Below are 16,193 nucleotides of genomic sequence, written 5' to 3' on the forward strand. Positions count from 1 at the left end.
TGCGCGCAACCTTCCCTCACAAAACAGGAAAACCCCATGATTCTGCTGACAACCAACCACGGCCCTATCAAGCTGGAACTGGATTATGACAAGGCACCGGAAACCGCTAAAAACTTCGAACAGTATGTGCGCCAGGGCTTTTTTGACGGCCTGATATTTCACCGGGTGATCAGCAACTTCATGGTTCAGGGCGGCGGCTTCGAGCCGGACATGAGCCCGCGCAAAACCCGCGAGACAATCAGGAGTGAAGCCGATAACGGCCTCAGCAATATGATTGGCACCGTTGCCATGGCTCGCACCATGGACCCGCACTCCGCAACCGCGCAGTTTTTCATCAACGTTGAAAACAACGGCTTTCTGGATCATTCCGCCAAAACTGCAGAAGGCTGGGGTTATTGCGTGTTTGGCAAAGTGGCTGAAGGCATGGACGTCGTCGACAAAATTCGCGCAGTGCGCACCACCATGAAAGCCGGCCACCAGGATGTTCCTGCTGAAGACGTGATCATCGAAAAAGCGGAAGTGCTTGAGGACGGAGACGCAGCGTGACCACGCTGTTCATTTCCGATCTGCATCTGGAAGAGTCACGCCCGGACATTACACGGGCGTTTCTTACCTTCTTACAAGATCGCGCGGTGAATGCTCACACACTGTACATTCTGGGCGATTTCTTTGAGGCCTGGATTGGCGACGACGAGCACACGCCCTTGCAGGAGCAGATCGCTGCAGCATTGAAGCAGGTCAGCGACGGCGGCACCGCGGTCTATGTGATGCACGGCAATCGGGACTTTCTGCTGGGTCAGGATTATTGCCAGCGTATTGGAGCAACGCTGCTGGATGACCCAACCGTGATTGACCTTTACGGCACCCCCACCCTGCTGATGCACGGCGACAGTCTGTGCACCGCCGATGTGGAATATCAGAAATTCCGCGCCAACATGCGCAACCCGAAAACCCAGCAAATGCTGCTGGCCCGCCCGCTGAAAGATCGCCAGCTGATGGCTCGCCAACTGCGCGAACTGAGTATGGCCAAGAACAAGGGCAAGACCCAAGCCATTATGGATGTGACGCCAGAAGAAGTGGTGCGGGTAATGGAACAGCATAACGTGCCGCAGCTGATTCACGGCCACACCCACCGCCCGGCCCGACATCCGTTGCAGGTCAGCGGGAAAGCGGCGGAAAGAATTGTTTTGGGGGACTGGGACACGCATGTGTGGTGGCTAGAAACAACCGCGACCAAGCCCATTGAACTCCTCAACAAGCCGGTGTGATCCACGCCCTGAAACCCAGTAGGCTCAAAGGCCTTTCACAACACCCAAAGCGATGGCGATTTGAACCAGCTCGGCGAAGGAGTCGACTTTCATTTTCGACATCATATGGGCGCGATGCCCCTCTACGGTTTTGCGATTGATGACCAGCTCATCGGCGGCTTCCTGATTAGAGAAACCTCTCACAATCAGCCCGAACACCTGCTTTTCACGGCGAGTCAGGCTCTCGTAACGCTGCGTCACCTCGGTGTGGGAGCGCTCGCGCTGACGCCGAATCTTGTCCTGCTGTAACGCATTGTGCACGTGATCAATCAGCACCTGGTCGTCAAACGGCTTTTCAATAAAGGTCATTGCGCCTTGGGTCAGCGCTGTTACAGCCATGTCCACGTTGCCGTGGGCGGAAATCATAATTACCGGCAGACCGATGTGATATTCCGGCAACTTCTGCTGGGCGCTGATACCGCTCAAACCCGGCATGCGCACATCCATCACGATGCAGCCACTGCCATCCCCGGAAAAACCCTCCAGAAAGTCTATGGCGCTGGGGTAACTCATCACCGTTAGCCCAACGGACTCCAGCAGCCACTGTAGTGAATCGCGAACATCTGCGTCGTCGTCGACCACGTAAACCGTTTGCGCCATTGTTTCTTTGTGCATCAGTACTACCTGGCCTTGTTGAGAGTGAATGAAAAACAGGCCCCCGACGGAGTCACGTTCTCCGCCCAAAGCTCGCCACCCAGGGTTTCAACCAGCGACCGGCTGATCGCCAAGCCCATACCCAGGCCCCCAGATTTAGTGGAGTAAAACCGCTCGAAAATACGCTCCAGGTCGCCTGCGGCAATACCTTTGCCCTGGTCTTTAACGTGAACCACCATATTGTTCTGGTCAAATTCTGCCACTTCAACAGCAACCTGTGGCGGGCCGTCACCGGCGTTCTCGCGGGACGCTTCAATGCCGTTAATCAACAAGTTCAGCAGCACCTGTTCCAGTTGTATCTTATCACCGGTCACCGCCGGCAAATCTGAAGCAATGCAGCGTTTTATGGCGACATTGTCGCGTTCCGCTGTGGATTCGCAGAACTCGCACATTTCTTCCACAATGGCGGCGATGTCCAGAGTGGTCACAACCGGCCCCTGGCGCCGGGTGAAATCCATCATTCGATGAATAATATCGCCCGCCCGCAACGCCGTATTAATGCTGCGGGTGATGGGCAGTTCAATCTCTTCCCAACGAATATCCTGCTGGCCGGCAAAACGCCGCTCTACACCACGCAAAAAATTAACCATGGCCGCTAATGGCTGGTTCAGTTCGTGGGCCAGGCCAGAGGCCAATTCGCCCATGGTAATCAGACGGCCAGCGTGCTCAATGTCTTCACGATACTTTTGCAGCTGTTCTTCCGCCAGAATACGGTGGGTAACGTCCCGCGATACCACGAGTATTTCCTGGATCTTACCAGTGCTGTTATCACGAATGGTGCGACTGGTACTTTCCAGCCAGGTGTAGTGGCCGTCTTTGCAGCGAAAGCGATAGGTATGGGTGTACAGCCCCCGGTTGTAATTCACGCTGCGGGCACGGCGCTTGAAATCTTCAACATCGTCTGGGTGATACAGGTCGTAAGCGGACGTTCCGATAATTTCTTCTACCTGATAACCCAGCAGGTGGGTCACCGCAGGCGAAACATAAATGAAGCGCCATTCCTCAGGAGTATGGCGTGAAATCATGTCGGTGGACTGTTCGGCCATTTCCGCCAGCATGCGGTTGCGGTCGGCATCGTCTGCCAGGGCGTTGCAACCTGACGGTCGCGGATGATCAACCATGATTATCGCATCTTCCACCGTTGGCACTCAAAATACAGCTTTGCTTAACGCACGAAGGCCCTGGCGAATAAACACGCACCAGGGCCTGACTATAAAAACATAGTCGATTATTCAGCGTAAAAACTCTTTGCTGAAGGTTCTGAATTCCGGTTCTGAAGAATCGCGCACCCACTCAAAACCCACCATTTCCCGGCTGACCAGAACCACACCGGCCTGCTCCAGGCGACGCAGGGTAATGTCGGTATCAAAGTCGTTGCGGGCGGAAATGGCATCAGCCACCACAAACACCTGTTTTCCGCACTCTTTCAAGCGCAACGCGGTTTGCACCACGCAAGCCTGGGATTCCATACCACACACCACAACTTGGTCGCGATCCAAACTGTTAAAGTGCGCCATAAAACCGGTGTCATCTATGGCCGAAAACTGGGTTTTGCCATGAATCCGCTCTTCCCCGATCAACCTCCGCAGGCTTTCTTCGGTATGGCCCAGGCCATCCGGATACTGTTCAGAGGCAATCACCGGCACCTTCATCAGCTGCGCCAAGCGCACCAGCCAACGGCAATGATTCACCAGCTCTTCACTGCGCTGAATGCCACCCAAGAGCTTAGACTGGACATCCACAACCACCAGGGTTGCTTTGTTACGATCTAATAGCATATGTCTCTCCTGACGGTTACGCCGGACGGCGGTCTACCATATTGGTGGCATAGCCTTCCGCAACCACTTTATCGCCCACCTTGCACACGGTTTTCAACTTCACCCGGCGGCGCTCTACGTTGATTTCCTCAACTTCTGCACTCGCCACCACGGTATCACCAAGAAACACCGGCGCCTTGAAACGGATCTGCTGGTCAATGTAGATAGCACCAGGACCAGGCATACGTGCACCCAGTACCGCAGAAATCAAAGCGGCACTGAACATACCGTGCACGATCCGCGCTTTGAACGGCGTGGTCTTCGCGTACTCGTCATTCAGATGTAACGGGTTGTTGTCACCACTGAGCTCAGCGAACTGTATAACATCCGCCTCGGTGATCGTTTTGGTGTAGCTGTCGGTCATGCCGACTTTTAGGTCTTCCAGGTAATAGCCGTGTAACTCATCCATTGTGCTCTCCTATACCCAATCTTGATGTCGCCGCCATATCGCCCTAATTTTGCACTGACATTATGCAATTTCAGCGTTTATTCTGAATCAACCCTTACAAGCTTAATGGTTTCTATTTTATAAACCAAGTATTTTTACTTGGTTTTTTTGAGGCGCTTTGGTAGCCTCTTCCAATCAGGATAAGACCGCTCCAGGCCAGCCACAAGGACACAATCATGCCACGTCAATCCGCTAATCTGTTCGAACGTGCTTTTAAAAAGCTGCTAGCCGGAGGCACCGATGCCTTAAATGGCTGGCGCCTGAACCAGGGTGATCTGGCCATATCTGCTGATTTGACAGAGCAGGATCTAACGGTGATTGCCGAGTGGATTGACCACTGCCTCGCCGAGAACGGCGGCCAAGTTGTCGCTCGCAAACGCGCTGCAGAATTAGGCCGTGCCTATCTTACATTGACACGCACTGGCCGTATGCGCTTCCTTTGCCTGCTAGCCGAGCAATACGGCATTGACGAAAACGCGGTTAGTCAAGCCATGGAAGACTGGCGCAACGCCGATCCTGACCAGCGCAACCTGAAAGCCCGCCAGCTCCGCAAAAGCCTGGAGCCTAGCCGCACCACTTTACTCAAACAGTTTAACGGCGTTCCGTCTGGCGTAAAGTTCTTGGTAGATATGCGCGAAGAATTGCTGACGCTGATCAAGGAGCAGCCTCTACTGATGCCGCTGGAACAGGATTTAAAAGAGCTGTTGGAGCAGTGGTTCGACATCGGCCTGCTGCAACTGGAAGAAATCAGCTGGAAATCCAGTGCCGTGCTGTTGGAGAAACTGATTGCTTACGAGGCCGTGCACGAAATAAAAAGCTGGAACGACCTGAAAAACCGACTGGACTCAGACCGCCGCTGCTTTGCTTTTATTCATCCTAATATGCCTGACGAGCCGCTGATTTTTGTTGAAGTGGCGCTAGTAAACGGGCTGGCCGGCAACGTACAAAAACTGCTGGACGAAGACGCCCCAACACAAGACATAGACCAGGCCAATACAGCCATTTTCTACTCCATTTCCAACGCCCAAAAAGGCCTGGCCGGTATCAGCTTTGGCAACTTCCTGATTAAACAGGTAGTGGCCAGGCTGAAAGAGGAATTCCCTCACCTGAAGCAGTTTGCCACCCTGTCACCCGTGCCCGGTTTTCGCCGCTGGCTCGATTCCGCTAGCGATGAAGAGATTGCTGCACTGCCCGGTGGCGAGGCTTGGCTGAAAACCCCGCAACCGCGCCTGACCGTGGACGCTGACAGCCTGGCCACTAGCCCTGAACCCGACAAACAGACCCTTTTACGCCTCGCGGCGGCTTACCTGTGCCTGGCTAAACGCAAGGGCACAAACACGCGAGCCAAAGACCCCGTCGCCAACTTCCACCTCAGCAACGGCGCGCAAGTAGCGCGGCTGAACTGGCTGGCCGACAGCTCAGATAAGGGTTTGAAACAGGCTGCCGGGCTAATGGTGAACTATCTGTACGATCTACCCAATATTGAACAGCGCAGCGAGCATTACACCTCGTCTGGAAAGATTGCAAAGTCCGCCGAAATTAAAAAATTAATCAAGTAGCCACAACGGCTTACAACAACCCCAAAGGAGAATAGCATGACCAATCGTATCGCCGTAGTAACCGGAGCCACCGGCGGACTGGGTTCCGCCATGTGCAGGCAATTGGCGAATCAGGGCCGCACGGTAGTAGCCTCCCATTTACCCGCAGACGAGTTCCGCCAGCAGGCCAAAGACTGGCAAAAAACCATGGCCGCCGAAGGCTACGACATAGCCATTATGCCCCTGGATGTAACTGACTTTGAAAACTGTAAAGCCTTTGTCGCCACAGTAGAGCACGACTTCGGCCCGATGGATGTTCTCGTCAACAACGCCGGCATCACTAACGACGCACCGTTGAAAAAAATGGCTCAGGAGCAATGGTCGCAAGTGGTTAACGTAAACCTGAACTCCATGTTCAATATGTGTCGGCAAGTGTTTGAAGGCATGTGCGACCGTGGCTTTGGCCGTATCGTGAACATTTCGTCGTTGAACGGTGAAAAGGGCCAGTTTGGTCAGTGCAACTACGCCGCCACCAAAGCAGGAATTTACGGTTTCACTAAGTCCATCGCACTGGAAGGTGCGCGTAAAGGCGTTACCGTAAATGCCATTTCACCGGGCTACATCGACTCACCCATGGTGCGTCAAGTACCCGAAAAAGTGCTCAACAGCATCATTGCCGGTATTCCCGTTGGTCGTTTAGGCACCCCCGAAGACATCGCCCGTGCAGTAATTTTCCTGACTGCTGAAGACGCCGGCTTTGTGACCGGTACCAACCTGTCAATCAATGGTGGGCAGTTCATGGCCTGATCAGGCCCTAAGGAGCAAAACGATGACAGAGTACAAAGCACCCACCCAGGACATGGCTTTCACTTTGCGAGAAGTGGCCGGTTTTTTTGATATGGCCGAAACCTGCGGTTACAGCGACGTTAGCGACGAGCTGGTAAGCGCCATTCTGGACGAGGCCGCCAAATTCAGCGGCTCTGTTCTGTCGCCACTGAACAAAAGCGGTGACAGAGCTGGCGTACGCCTGAGCACCAGTGGTGAAGTCGTGATACCTGAAGGCTTTGCCAGCGCCTACCAGCACTATGTAGATGGCGGCTGGGGGAGCCTGCAGTTTGATCCGCATTACGGTGGCCAGGGTCTTCCTTTCTCCCTCGCCATTCCGGTGCAGGAAATGCTGCACGCCGCCAATATGGCGTGGGGGCTCTGTCCTTTGTTGTCACAGGGAGCGGTGGAGGCGATTTTTGAAAACGCCAGCACCGAGGTGAAAGACTGCTTTTTACGGCCCATGGTGTCGGGTCGCTGGAGCGGTACTATGAACCTCACCGAACCGCAATCCGGTTCCGACCTCGCCACCCTGCGCACAAGCGCCCGGCAAAACGGTGACCACTATCTAATTAGCGGCAGCAAGATTTTTATTACCTGGGGCGAGCACGATATGGCCGAGAACATCGTGCACCTGGTGCTGGCGCGATTGCCAGGCGCACCAGCTGGGGTAAAAGGAATATCTCTATTTGCTGTGCCCAAATACCTGGTGAACAACGACGGGACCCTAGGCGAGCGCAATGACTGCCGCGCTCTGTCGTTGGAGCACAAGCTGGGCATTCATGCCAGCCCCACCTGCGTGATGGGTTTCGGCGACAACGGCGGCGCTGTGGGTTACCTGGTGGGTGAAGAAAACAAAGGCCTGGACTGTATGTTCACCATGATGAACAACGCACGTCTGACCGTGGGCCTGCAAGGCGTTGCCATTGCCGAGCGCGCCTATCAAGACGCCCGTGCTTACGCCTTTGACCGCGTGCAGGGCATCGCTCCCGGGGATTCAGCGCCCTCGCCCATTGTGCGCCACCCGGATGTTCGGCGCATGTTGATGACGATGAAAGCGCTGACCGAAGCCGGCCGCTGTCTGGCCTACACCGGTTGCACCGCAGTGGATATGGCGAAAAGCGGCAATGAAAATGCCGAAAGCCGCCAGTATTATCAGCGCCGCGCAGATGTGACGACGCCACTGGTAAAAGGCTGGTGTACCGAAATCGCCCAGGAAGTAACCTCATTGGCCATCCAATGCCACGGCGGCATGGGTTTTGTAGAAGAAACCGGCGTTGCCCAGCATTACCGAGACGCCCGCATTCTGCCTATCTATGAAGGCACCAACGGTATTCAGGCATTAGATCTAATCGGCCGCAAAACCCGCCGTGACCAAGGTGCGGGTATCAACGAACTGTTGGCTGACATTAAGCAATTCTGCAACTCTGACCGGGCCCGCCGGGAACTGAAAGCCAGCACTCTGGAGCGCCTGACACAAGCTACCGGATTCGTGGACATCGCGCTGGAACGTGTACTGGAAAATCAGCAGGATGAGGCATTCTGCGGTTCGGTCGCGTTTAGCTATATGATGCTGACGGCCACCACCAACGCCGGATGGCTGTTGACAAAAGCCGCTTTGCGGGCGGCTGAACTGAGCCATCAAAGCAGCCAGCCTGCGCCTTGGTTGAAGGCGAAAGTACAAACTGCCGATTTTTTTGCGGACCATATTCTGCCGCGCTGTTCGGGCTATCTGGCATCTATTGTGGCCGGCAGTGAATCGACTATGGCTCTGGACGCAACCAGCTTCTGACACTGTTCAACAATTCTGATGAACAAGCAAAGCAACTTGTGCATCCTGCACCACCGGGCGTTTTGTTTGCGCACAAAAAACCCCGGCGAACCGGGGTAAAGCATCAGCGCAACTCTCGCAATCAGGCGTTAAGTTCTTCTCTCAGAATGTGCTTCTGAAGCTTTCCAGTGGAAGTTTTTGGCAAAGCATCCACGAACAAGACGCGCTTTGGCGTTTTGTAGCCCGCCAGACTGGCGCGACAATGGGCAATAATGTCATCTTCCGTGGTGTACTCCTGACCATTTTTCAAAGTGATAAAAGCACAGGGAATTTCGCCCCAGTGGTCATCTTTGGCCGCCACAACGGCCGCTTCTAATACTGCCGGATGGTCGTACAACACACTCTCTACCTCCAGCGTGGAAATATTTTCCCCACCGGAAATAATGATGTCTTTCGAGCGGTCTTTAATTTCTACATAGCCGTCAGGATGCCACACTCCCAAGTCACCAGTGTGGAACCAGCCACCCTCGAACGCTTTCCGGGTTTCTTCCGGGTTCTTTAGATAGCCCTTCATTACACTGTTACCACGCACCAGTAACTCGCCAATGCTGTTGCCATCCCGGGCTACAGGTTTCAGGGTAACCGGGTCTGCCACCATCATGTCTGACATCGACAAAGACAGAACGCCCTGACGCGCCATCTTGGCGGCTTTATCTTTCAGACTCAGCTGGTGCCATTCATCCTGAAACTCGCATACCAGACTGGGCCCATAGGTTTCAGTCAGGCCGTACAGGTGCACCACTTTCATGCCCATGGCTTCCATTGCTTCGATCGTGGCTGCCGGGGGCGCTGCGCCGCCGGTCGCCGCGGTTACCAGCTGGTCGAATTGACGCTTCTGCTGATCTGGTGCGTTAATCATCATATTCAATATAATGGGCGCTGCGCAGAAATGAGTAACGCCGTATTCTACCAACGCGTCAAAAATCGGCCCAGGGTGCGGCGCCCGCAGGCACACGTGAGTACCCGCCACCGCCGTAACTGCCCAGGGGTAGCACCAACCGTTACAGTGGAACATCGGCAGCGTCCACAAATACACTGCGCCTGCGGGCAAACCAAAACCAATAACGTTGCTCAGAGCGTTCAGATAAGCACCACGGTGATGATAAACCACCCCCTTCGGCTTACCGGTGGTACCCGAGGTATAGTTCAATGCTATGGCTTGCCATTCATCTTCCGGCCATTGCCACTGAAAATCCAGCGAGCCACTATCCAGAAGCGCTTCGTAGGTCATTTTGCCCAACAATTCACCGCCTTCGTATTGAGGATCGTCTACGTCAATAACGATGGGCGGCGTTTCACAGCCAGCCAGAGCTTCCCGCACTCTGTCTGAGAATTCGCGATCCGTAAACAGCACCTTGGCGCGACCATGGTTGAGCATGAATGTCATGGTATGGGCATCCAAGCGGGTATTCTGTGTATTCAACACCGCACCGACCATGGGCACCGCAAAATGCAGCTCTAGCATTTCCGGCAGATTCGGCAGCAAAACAGCTACCGTATCGCCTTTGCCAACCCCCAGCTGAGTTAACGCAGACGCCATGCGCAAGCAGCGGGCGTAGGTTTCGGACCAGGTACGGCGCACAGGTCCGTGAATTACCGCACAGCGATCCGGGTGAGCAAGTGCCGTGCGTTGCAAAAAAGTAATAGGGGTCAAAGGCGTGTAGTTAGCCACGTTGGTTTCTAGCCCCAGATCGTACATATTTTCCATTATAACAACCTCTTACAACCTTTTGAAATATCTCTTAGCGCTGCGCTAGCTATTGTCGCGCAGCGGTTCGGCGTTGTTTTCTTCGGGCTCTTCTGCTGCTTGGTGGGTGGCACTGTACACATCGGCAAACCAGTTCTTTTCTAGAACCGCCCAAAGCACCAGGCCGGAACCCAAGCCCCAAGCCGCACCCTTCGTTGCCAGAATAGCGCCAACCATCACCGCTACGCCGCGTTCCAGGTTGGTTTGTTTGCTCAGCATTTCTACGGCTAAGTAACCACACAGGTAGCCCTGGATCAGTAGCGTTAACGCCATACCAATATTTAACCCTGGCTTAAGCAACGTTATAACCGGAACCAGAAACAGTGCAATGGTCATACCCCAGTAAATACTGGTGGCGCCACCCCAGTAGCTGTCCATCGCCTTGCGCGGGTTGTTCATATAGCGGTTGATTATCAGTGCCTGACCACCCGTCCAGGCCGGGCCAGACAAGCTAATGAACGGCGCAACCAGTCCGTGAATCAGGTTGCGTATGCCCACGATAATACTATTGCGACGCGGGCTAAAGATCAGCTTTTCATCTTTACGCGCGCCGTCGGCGCTTTTGAATAGAGAATCGACTACCAGGATATCGCCAAATGCGATGATGTAAGCCGCCAGCGCTAAAGGCAAAGCGTCTACAAAATATTGCCAAGGCGGAAGCCCCAAACCAAACACACTGTACTTTTCAATAATTTCCCCGAGCGGAATGCTGGTAAAGCCCCACTCAATCTGCGGCACAGCCACTTCGCCAATCAAAATGCCAAACACATAAGCGATGATGAACGGAATCGCAATACCGTACTGGGCCACAAAGCGAAAGAAACCGTAGCGCGCTCGTAACGGACCTGCGGTTTCAGAAAACAACATAAAAAAGCCCAAAACAGCACCGGTAAGAATAGTGATCGGCATGCTCCACACTCGGCCGCCTTCAGCAAACTCACCCATCACCGCCGAAATACCGGCGCCAATCAGTATGCCGGCTTTCAGGGACATGGGCATGCGTCGCACCAGCGCATCAGCGCCCTTGAACACCCCCAAACCAAGAAACAACGCGGCCACAGTAAGCTGCAGTGCAATGAGCGCCAGAATTCTGGGTTCTCCTTCGGGATACGCTGTGAGAAACGCGATGTAAAGCGGAATGCCCGCGGTAATCCAGCCGGACACAGCAGGGTCACCAAAGTGGGTATGCAGCAGGTACAGAAAGTTGTTGATCAACACAAACGCCACGGCAACTTCAAACGGAATGCCCAGCGTTTGCGTCATCAGTGCGGTAATGCCTAACGGCACCACGCACAAAATCATGCCTTGAAGAATATCGGGGATTTCAAGCTTGTAGTGAACCAGCGGAATACGGAACTTCAGACCGCCCAACGTTGACGGTTGTTCAGCGCCGTCGGGTCTTTTTTGTAACGACATTATTGTTGTTCTCCATCCTGAAATGATGTGTGCAGGCGGCAGAGTAAGCCGCCCCATCAATACTAGGTGGAAATATTCAATCAAGCAAGGGTTTACACTTGCATAAAAGATGATAATTACTGCCTTCGGTGCAAGCGTACATTTCAGGTGTTCAACTAAAGCCCAACAGCACTTTCTTTTTCCACTGCTAGACTACAAAGGTAATTAGGTTTGTATCACTTAAACAGACTCACCAGGCACAGCCCGGAGGACACACATTTACCCTGTGCCGGATTGTGCTGATGGAATACATAACAACACCCAAAGGAGAACTATATGCCAAATCGCGTAGCCGTTGTGACGGGTGCAATCGGAGCCCTAGGCACCGCAATGTGCAAACAGCTAACCGATCAGGATCGTACCGTGATCGCCACTCACCGCCCAGGCGACGAGCCGCGCAAAAAAGCTGAACAGTGGCAAAAAACCATGGCTGAAGCAGGCTACACCGTTAACATTATGCCGGTAGACGTTGCTGACTATGACAGCTGCAAAGTCTTTATGGAAAGCGTGGAAAAAGAGTTCGGCCCTGTGGATGTGCTGGTCAATAATGCCGGCATCACCAACGATGCACCGTTGAAAAGAATGGGGGCAGATCAGTGGACCCAGGTGATCAACGTTAACCTGAACTCCATGTTTAACATGTGCCGCCACGCGTTCGAAGGCATGTGCAACCGTGGCTTTGGCCGCATTGTAAACATATCCTCCATTAATGGTGGCAAAGGCCAGTTCGGGCAGAGCAACTACGCCGCTGCCAAGGCCGGCGTTTACGGCTTCACCAAATCGATCGCACTGGAAGGCGCCCGTAAAGGCGTTACCGTAAACTCGATTTCGCCGGGCTACATCGATTCCCCAATGGTGCGCGCAGTGCCTGAGAAAGTGCTGGAAAGTATTGTTGCGGCCATTCCGGTGGGCCGCCTTGGGCAGCCAGACGACATCGCCCGCGCGGTGGCGTTTTTGACCGCCGAAGACGCTGGCTTTGTGACTGGCGCAGACCTGATGGTTAACGGCGGCCAGTTCATGGGCTAACGCCAAATCCTGAAGAGCCTAACGCGAAAAACAAAAGCCGGAGAAATCTCCGGCTTTTTAATGGTTAGGATATAAAAGCGTACTCAGCTAGCAATTGGCGGCGATCCGATTTCCGGCAGTGTCATTACGTCAGGCTCGCGATAGGTGTTCAAGCGTTTGCGCCAGCCGGGCAACCACTGCTCCCGCTCGCGCGCCTGAGTCGCCAGCTCAGCGCGGCGGGTTAACACTTTGTCGGCCGCTTCGCGAAACTGCTGCAACACCGGATCGGAAGATTGCTCCGGCATGGCTTGAAGAACCTGCAGCAAGCCCCAGCCCTCACCTTTATAACGCTCAGACACTGCTAACCCTTCGCCCTTAAAATTCACATAATCCACCAACGCGTAAACCCCACCCGGTGTTTGGCTGAGCTGCGCCAGATGATTGCGCACCGCAAGCTGCCGTGCTTCCGGTGCCGCCTCAACAACGGTCTTTATAGACGCTTGCGCGCGGCGAAATATAAATTCTGCCTGAATACCTTGGGTGCCTGCCAAAAATTCTCGCAATTCCGCTACCTGGGGTGAATTTTCCACCGCTTCAAAGGCCGCTTTGTCTGCCCAGGGTGCGTCAAGCGGCTTAAGCTCCCGCAGCCAATCCGGTATAGACCGCTGGCGCTGAGCCATGTAATCGATCAGTGTGGGAAAACTCTCGACAAAACCAGCTTCAACGTCTTTCGGATACCAGATAAAATGACCGATACCGAGTGACGGAAACACCTCACCGTCGTTCCAGTGCACCAGGCAGCGAAACTGCCCCGCGCATTCATTCTGGAAAATCTGCTGGCCAATCCAGTCAAGCTGTGCGGGTTTTAGCACCAGGGAAATATCGCTGACGCCCCCTCCTGCCACCTGTTGCTGATTCACATCCAGAGTCTCGGGCTCGGGATTTTCGCCCTGCCCGGCCACCCCGATATCGGCGCTTTGTTCGCAGCCCGCCAAAAGTGCCGCCAGAGCGCCCGCGAGCATCAAGGCCAGAGGAGCTGACACCCGATCACGAGACTTAGGCGGCCCGCCAATACTATTTTTGCCCACCGTTCAGGCGCCCCCACCAGGGTTTATTTTATCTTCAGTGCGCAGTTCAAAATCGCTGGCGTCGTGGCGCTCGCGAAGCTGCTTATGAGGCTCGCCGGTCACTTTATTCACCATACGGCCACGCTGTACCGCCGGGCGCTTTGCCACTTCTGCGGCCCAGCGCAGCACGTGGGTATAGCTTTGCCCGTCCAGAAATTCTGCTGCTTCGTAAACCAGATTGTTTACCAGTGCTCCGTACCAGGGCCAAATCGCAATGTCTGCGATTGTGTAGGTGTCACCCGCAATGTAGCGATTGTGCGCCAGCTGCCGATCCAGCACATCCAGTTGGCGCTTTACTTCCATCGCGTAGCGGTCAATCGGGTACTCGTATTTTTCGGGTGCGTAGGCGTAGAAGTGACCGAAACCTCCGCCCAACATCGGCGTGCTGGCCATCTGCCAAAACAGCCAGTTCAGGGTTTCGGTGCGGCCAGCGGCGTCTTCAGGCAACAGTGCGCCAAATTTTTCGGCCAAGTACAACAGCATGGAGCCTGACTCAAACAGCCGCTGCGGCGGTTGCGCAGAGTGGTCCAGCAGCGCCGGAATTTTGGAGTTGGGATTTATCTCGACAAAACCACTGCCAAACTGATCGCCCTCGCCAATGTTGATCAGCCAGGCGTCGTATTCGGCATCCACAAAACCCAGTTCCAGCAGTTCCTCCAGCATCACGGTTACTTTTACGCCGTTGGGCGTCGCCAATGAATACAGCTGAAACGGATGCTTGCCTATCGGCAACGTCTTATCGTGGGTAGCACCGGCAACCGGCCTGTTAATGTTGGCGAAAGCACCGCCGTTGGCTTTATCCCAAGTCCATACTTTTGGCGGTGTATAACGGTTGTCTGGCATTGCTTACCCTCCGAATTGCGAAGTGAATGTGTGGCGCTGGCAGTCCCAATCTACGGGCAAAGAACGTTACTGCTCCACAAACGCCCGCTCGACAACGTAATGCCCCATATTTGCACCACGAGCTTCTTTAAAGCCCAGGTTATCGAGTATGGCGCAGGTGTCTTTGAGCATACTGGGGCTGCCGCAAATCATAAATCGATCATTCTCGACATCAAACTCTGACAAGCCCAGATCCTGGGTGATTTTGCCGCTTTCCATAGCGTGTGTCAGCCGCCCGGTGTGGCGAAAGGGTTCGCGGGTTACCGTCGGGTAATACAGCAGCTTGCCATCCACCATTTCACCAAAGAACTCGTTCTCTGGCAGAGCCTCGATTTCGTGCTGGTAGGCCAACTCGGAAACGTGGCGCACACCGTGAGTTATGATAACTTTATCAAAGGCTTCATACACTCCGGGGTCTTTTATGATGCTCATGAAGGGCGCCAGACCGGTGCCGGTGGCAATCAGCCACAGCTTTTTTCCTGGTAACAGGTTGTCCAGAATCAGCGTGCCGGTGGGCTTGCGGCTAACAAGAATTTCATCACCCACCTTTATTTTCTGAAGCTTGGACGTCAACGGGCCGTCTTGCACTTTGATGGAGAAAAACTCGAGCTCGTCTTCATAGTTTGCGCTGGCGATACTGTAGGCGCGCATCAACGGTTTGCCTTCAGTTTCCAGACCGATCATCACGAAGTGGCCGTTCTTGAAACGGAAGCTGGGGTCGCGACTGGTTTTGAAGCTGAACAGAGTATCGTTCCAATGGTGCACACTGGTGACGGTTTCTTTAATCAAGTTGCTCATTTCACCCTCTTGCGTCAATTCGCGTTAAATTGGAACAGCGTGTTTATCAGCGACGGGCTGCGTCAGCGGGCCGCTGTGAAAACGAAATTCGGAATCAGGCTGTTCAATCAGCTCTTGCTCGATGGCCAGAAAAACCGCAACTCGGTCCTCAACCGGGCCACCGTTGGCCTGTTCGGCCAGGGCCAGGTAGTCGCGGTAATGGCGAGCTTCGGATTTCAACAAGCCGTTATAAAAATTGGAAAGCTCGGTATCAAGATACGGTGCCAGGGCCGCAAAGCGTTCACAGGAACGTGCTTCAATAATGGCGCCAATCACCAACAGATCAACCAGGCGGCCGGGTTCGGTGCTGCGTACTGCGGCGCGTAAACCTGCGGCATAGCGCGCCGGCGCCAGGTGGCCATAGCTGATCCCCCGTGCCGTCATCAGAGCCAGAACCTGTTCAAAGTGCCTTAACTCCTCCCGCGCCAGTCGCGACATTTTATGCAGCAGGTCGGGATTATCCACGTAGCGATACATCAGGCTAAGCGCTGTGGAGGCTGCTTTTTTCTCGCAGTGGGCGTGGTCAATCAGCAACAAGTCCTGATTCGCCAGAGCATTATCAATCCAGGCCTGAGGCGTCCGGCACGGTAAAAAGGCGTTAATACTATCATGAGCACTTTCGTGAGTACGTTCGTTAATGCTGTCGATATTAGTCTCTATAGTACTATCGATATTGCTCTGCAGGGCATCGTTCATGGCGTTCCGAACATTGGGTTAAAA

General features: G+C 54.2%; 16 protein-coding genes. 6 read left to right on the forward strand and 10 right to left on the reverse strand.

The features are described 5' to 3' along the window. Positions 1-36: 36 nt before the first annotated feature. On the forward strand, positions 37-546 hold the full coding sequence (locus ATG98_RS00135; RefSeq protein ID WP_098418943.1) for a peptidylprolyl isomerase: 510 nt from the start codon (positions 37-39) through the stop codon (positions 544-546). Next, complete coding sequence (gene lpxH / locus ATG98_RS00140) at positions 543-1,268, forward strand: UDP-2,3-diacylglucosamine diphosphatase (RefSeq protein ID WP_098421864.1); 726 nt, start codon at positions 543-545, stop codon at positions 1,266-1,268. Before ATG98_RS00135 ends, lpxH begins: the two co-directional genes overlap by 4 nt. Before the next feature lie 24 nt (positions 1,269-1,292). On the opposite strand, the gene ATG98_RS00145 is transcribed toward lpxH, so the two are convergent. The 4 genes from ATG98_RS00145 to ATG98_RS00160 all read right to left on the reverse strand — a co-directional run bounded on the left by ATG98_RS00145 (position 1,293) and on the right by ATG98_RS00160 (position 4,187). Beyond that, a complete protein-coding gene (locus tag ATG98_RS00145; protein WP_218925820.1) occupies positions 1,293-1,922 on the reverse strand; it encodes a response regulator transcription factor in 630 nt (209 codons plus the stop codon). 5 nt (positions 1,923-1,927) lie between these two features. Beyond that, on the reverse strand, positions 1,928-3,082 hold the full coding sequence (locus tag ATG98_RS00150) for an ATP-binding protein (RefSeq protein ID WP_098418945.1): 1,155 nt from the start codon (positions 3,080-3,082) through the stop codon (positions 1,928-1,930). Between the two features lie 111 nt (positions 3,083-3,193). Beyond that, complete coding sequence (locus ATG98_RS00155; RefSeq protein ID WP_098421865.1) at positions 3,194-3,739, reverse strand: isochorismatase family protein; 546 nt, start codon at positions 3,737-3,739, stop codon at positions 3,194-3,196. A 16-nt stretch (positions 3,740-3,755) separates the two neighbouring features. Then, positions 3,756-4,187, reverse strand: a complete 432-nt coding sequence (locus tag ATG98_RS00160; protein WP_098418947.1) for a MaoC family dehydratase — start codon at positions 4,185-4,187, stop codon at positions 3,756-3,758. A 215-nt stretch (positions 4,188-4,402) separates the two neighbouring features. Between ATG98_RS00160 and ATG98_RS00165 the strand changes: the two genes are divergently transcribed. From ATG98_RS00165 to ATG98_RS00175, 3 genes are read left to right on the forward strand one after another with little or no spacing between them, the layout of a single operon-like run. Beyond that, complete coding sequence (locus ATG98_RS00165; protein WP_098418948.1) at positions 4,403-5,785, forward strand: malonyl-CoA decarboxylase; 1,383 nt, start codon at positions 4,403-4,405, stop codon at positions 5,783-5,785. Positions 5,786-5,821: 36 nt separating this feature from the next. Continuing rightward, on the forward strand, positions 5,822-6,571 hold the full coding sequence (gene phbB / locus ATG98_RS00170) for an acetoacetyl-CoA reductase (RefSeq protein WP_098421866.1): 750 nt from the start codon (positions 5,822-5,824) through the stop codon (positions 6,569-6,571). A gap of 22 nt (positions 6,572-6,593) precedes the next feature. After that, complete coding sequence (locus ATG98_RS00175; protein ID WP_098421867.1) at positions 6,594-8,381, forward strand: acyl-CoA dehydrogenase; 1,788 nt, start codon at positions 6,594-6,596, stop codon at positions 8,379-8,381. 121 nt (positions 8,382-8,502) lie between these two features. Here ATG98_RS00175 and ATG98_RS00180 read toward each other — a convergent pair whose 3' ends face one another. Both ATG98_RS00180 and ATG98_RS00185 read right to left on the reverse strand, forming a co-directional pair. Then, a complete protein-coding gene (locus ATG98_RS00180) occupies positions 8,503-10,128 on the reverse strand; it encodes an AMP-binding protein (RefSeq protein WP_098418951.1) in 1,626 nt (541 codons plus the stop codon). Positions 10,129-10,173: 45 nt separating this feature from the next. Next, the gene (locus ATG98_RS00185) at positions 10,174-11,583 is read right to left on the reverse strand and encodes a hypothetical protein (protein ID WP_179887993.1); all 1,410 of its coding nucleotides are present in this window, start codon (positions 11,581-11,583) and stop codon (positions 10,174-10,176) included. Between the two features lie 315 nt (positions 11,584-11,898). Between ATG98_RS00185 and phbB (ATG98_RS00190) the strand changes: the two genes are divergently transcribed. Then, complete coding sequence (gene phbB, locus ATG98_RS00190) at positions 11,899-12,648, forward strand: acetoacetyl-CoA reductase (RefSeq protein ID WP_098418952.1); 750 nt, start codon at positions 11,899-11,901, stop codon at positions 12,646-12,648. 83 nt (positions 12,649-12,731) lie between these two features. On the opposite strand, the gene ATG98_RS00195 is transcribed toward phbB (ATG98_RS00190), so the two are convergent. The 4 genes from ATG98_RS00195 to ATG98_RS00210 all read right to left on the reverse strand — a co-directional run bounded on the left by ATG98_RS00195 (position 12,732) and on the right by ATG98_RS00210 (position 16,169). Continuing rightward, positions 12,732-13,715, reverse strand: a complete 984-nt coding sequence (locus tag ATG98_RS00195) for a hypothetical protein (protein ID WP_228705975.1) — start codon at positions 13,713-13,715, stop codon at positions 12,732-12,734. 3 nt (positions 13,716-13,718) lie between these two features. Next, entirely contained in the window at positions 13,719-14,597 is an 879-nt protein-coding gene (gene yghU / locus ATG98_RS00200; RefSeq protein ID WP_098421868.1) for a glutathione-dependent disulfide-bond oxidoreductase, read from the reverse strand. A 66-nt stretch (positions 14,598-14,663) separates the two neighbouring features. Beyond that, on the reverse strand, positions 14,664-15,434 hold the full coding sequence (locus ATG98_RS00205; protein ID WP_098418954.1) for a ferredoxin--NADP reductase: 771 nt from the start codon (positions 15,432-15,434) through the stop codon (positions 14,664-14,666). A gap of 24 nt (positions 15,435-15,458) precedes the next feature. Next, on the reverse strand, positions 15,459-16,169 hold the full coding sequence (locus ATG98_RS00210; protein ID WP_228705976.1) for a tRNA-(ms[2]io[6]A)-hydroxylase: 711 nt from the start codon (positions 16,167-16,169) through the stop codon (positions 15,459-15,461). Between the last annotated feature and the right edge of the window lie 24 nt (positions 16,170-16,193).

Origin of the sequence: Marinobacter sp. LV10R520-4 (assembly GCF_002563815.1) — a bacterium.
Lineage (GTDB): Bacteria > Pseudomonadota > Gammaproteobacteria > Pseudomonadales > Oleiphilaceae > Marinobacter.

Bases quoted from the DNA above. Each gene is read 5' to 3' on its own strand.
- ATG98_RS00155 (WP_098421865.1), bottom strand. From the start codon at position 3,739: ATGCTATTAGATCGTAACAAAGCAACCCTGGTGGTTGTGGATGTCCAG.
- yghU (WP_098421868.1), bottom strand. From the start codon at position 14,597: ATGCCAGACAACCGTTATACACCGCCAAAAGTATGGACTTGGGATAAA.
- ATG98_RS00205 (WP_098418954.1), bottom strand. From the start codon at position 15,434: ATGAGCAACTTGATTAAAGAAACCGTCACCAGTGTGCACCATTGGAAC.
- ATG98_RS00145 (WP_218925820.1), bottom strand. From the start codon at position 1,922: ATGCACAAAGAAACAATGGCGCAAACGGTTTACGTGGTCGACGACGAC.
- ATG98_RS00135 (WP_098418943.1), top strand. From the start codon at position 37: ATGATTCTGCTGACAACCAACCACGGCCCTATCAAGCTGGAACTGGAT.
- ATG98_RS00180 (WP_098418951.1), bottom strand. From the start codon at position 10,128: ATGGAAAATATGTACGATCTGGGGCTAGAAACCAACGTGGCTAACTAC.
- ATG98_RS00175 (WP_098421867.1), top strand. From the start codon at position 6,594: ATGACAGAGTACAAAGCACCCACCCAGGACATGGCTTTCACTTTGCGA.
- phbB (WP_098421866.1), top strand. From the start codon at position 5,822: ATGACCAATCGTATCGCCGTAGTAACCGGAGCCACCGGCGGACTGGGT.
- ATG98_RS00165 (WP_098418948.1), top strand. From the start codon at position 4,403: ATGCCACGTCAATCCGCTAATCTGTTCGAACGTGCTTTTAAAAAGCTG.
- ATG98_RS00185 (WP_179887993.1), bottom strand. From the start codon at position 11,583: ATGTCGTTACAAAAAAGACCCGACGGCGCTGAACAACCGTCAACGTTG.
- ATG98_RS00150 (WP_098418945.1), bottom strand. From the start codon at position 3,082: ATGGTTGATCATCCGCGACCGTCAGGTTGCAACGCCCTGGCAGACGAT.
- ATG98_RS00210 (WP_228705976.1), bottom strand. From the start codon at position 16,169: ATGAACGATGCCCTGCAGAGCAATATCGATAGTACTATAGAGACTAAT.
- ATG98_RS00160 (WP_098418947.1), bottom strand. From the start codon at position 4,187: ATGGATGAGTTACACGGCTATTACCTGGAAGACCTAAAAGTCGGCATG.
- phbB (WP_098418952.1), top strand. From the start codon at position 11,899: ATGCCAAATCGCGTAGCCGTTGTGACGGGTGCAATCGGAGCCCTAGGC.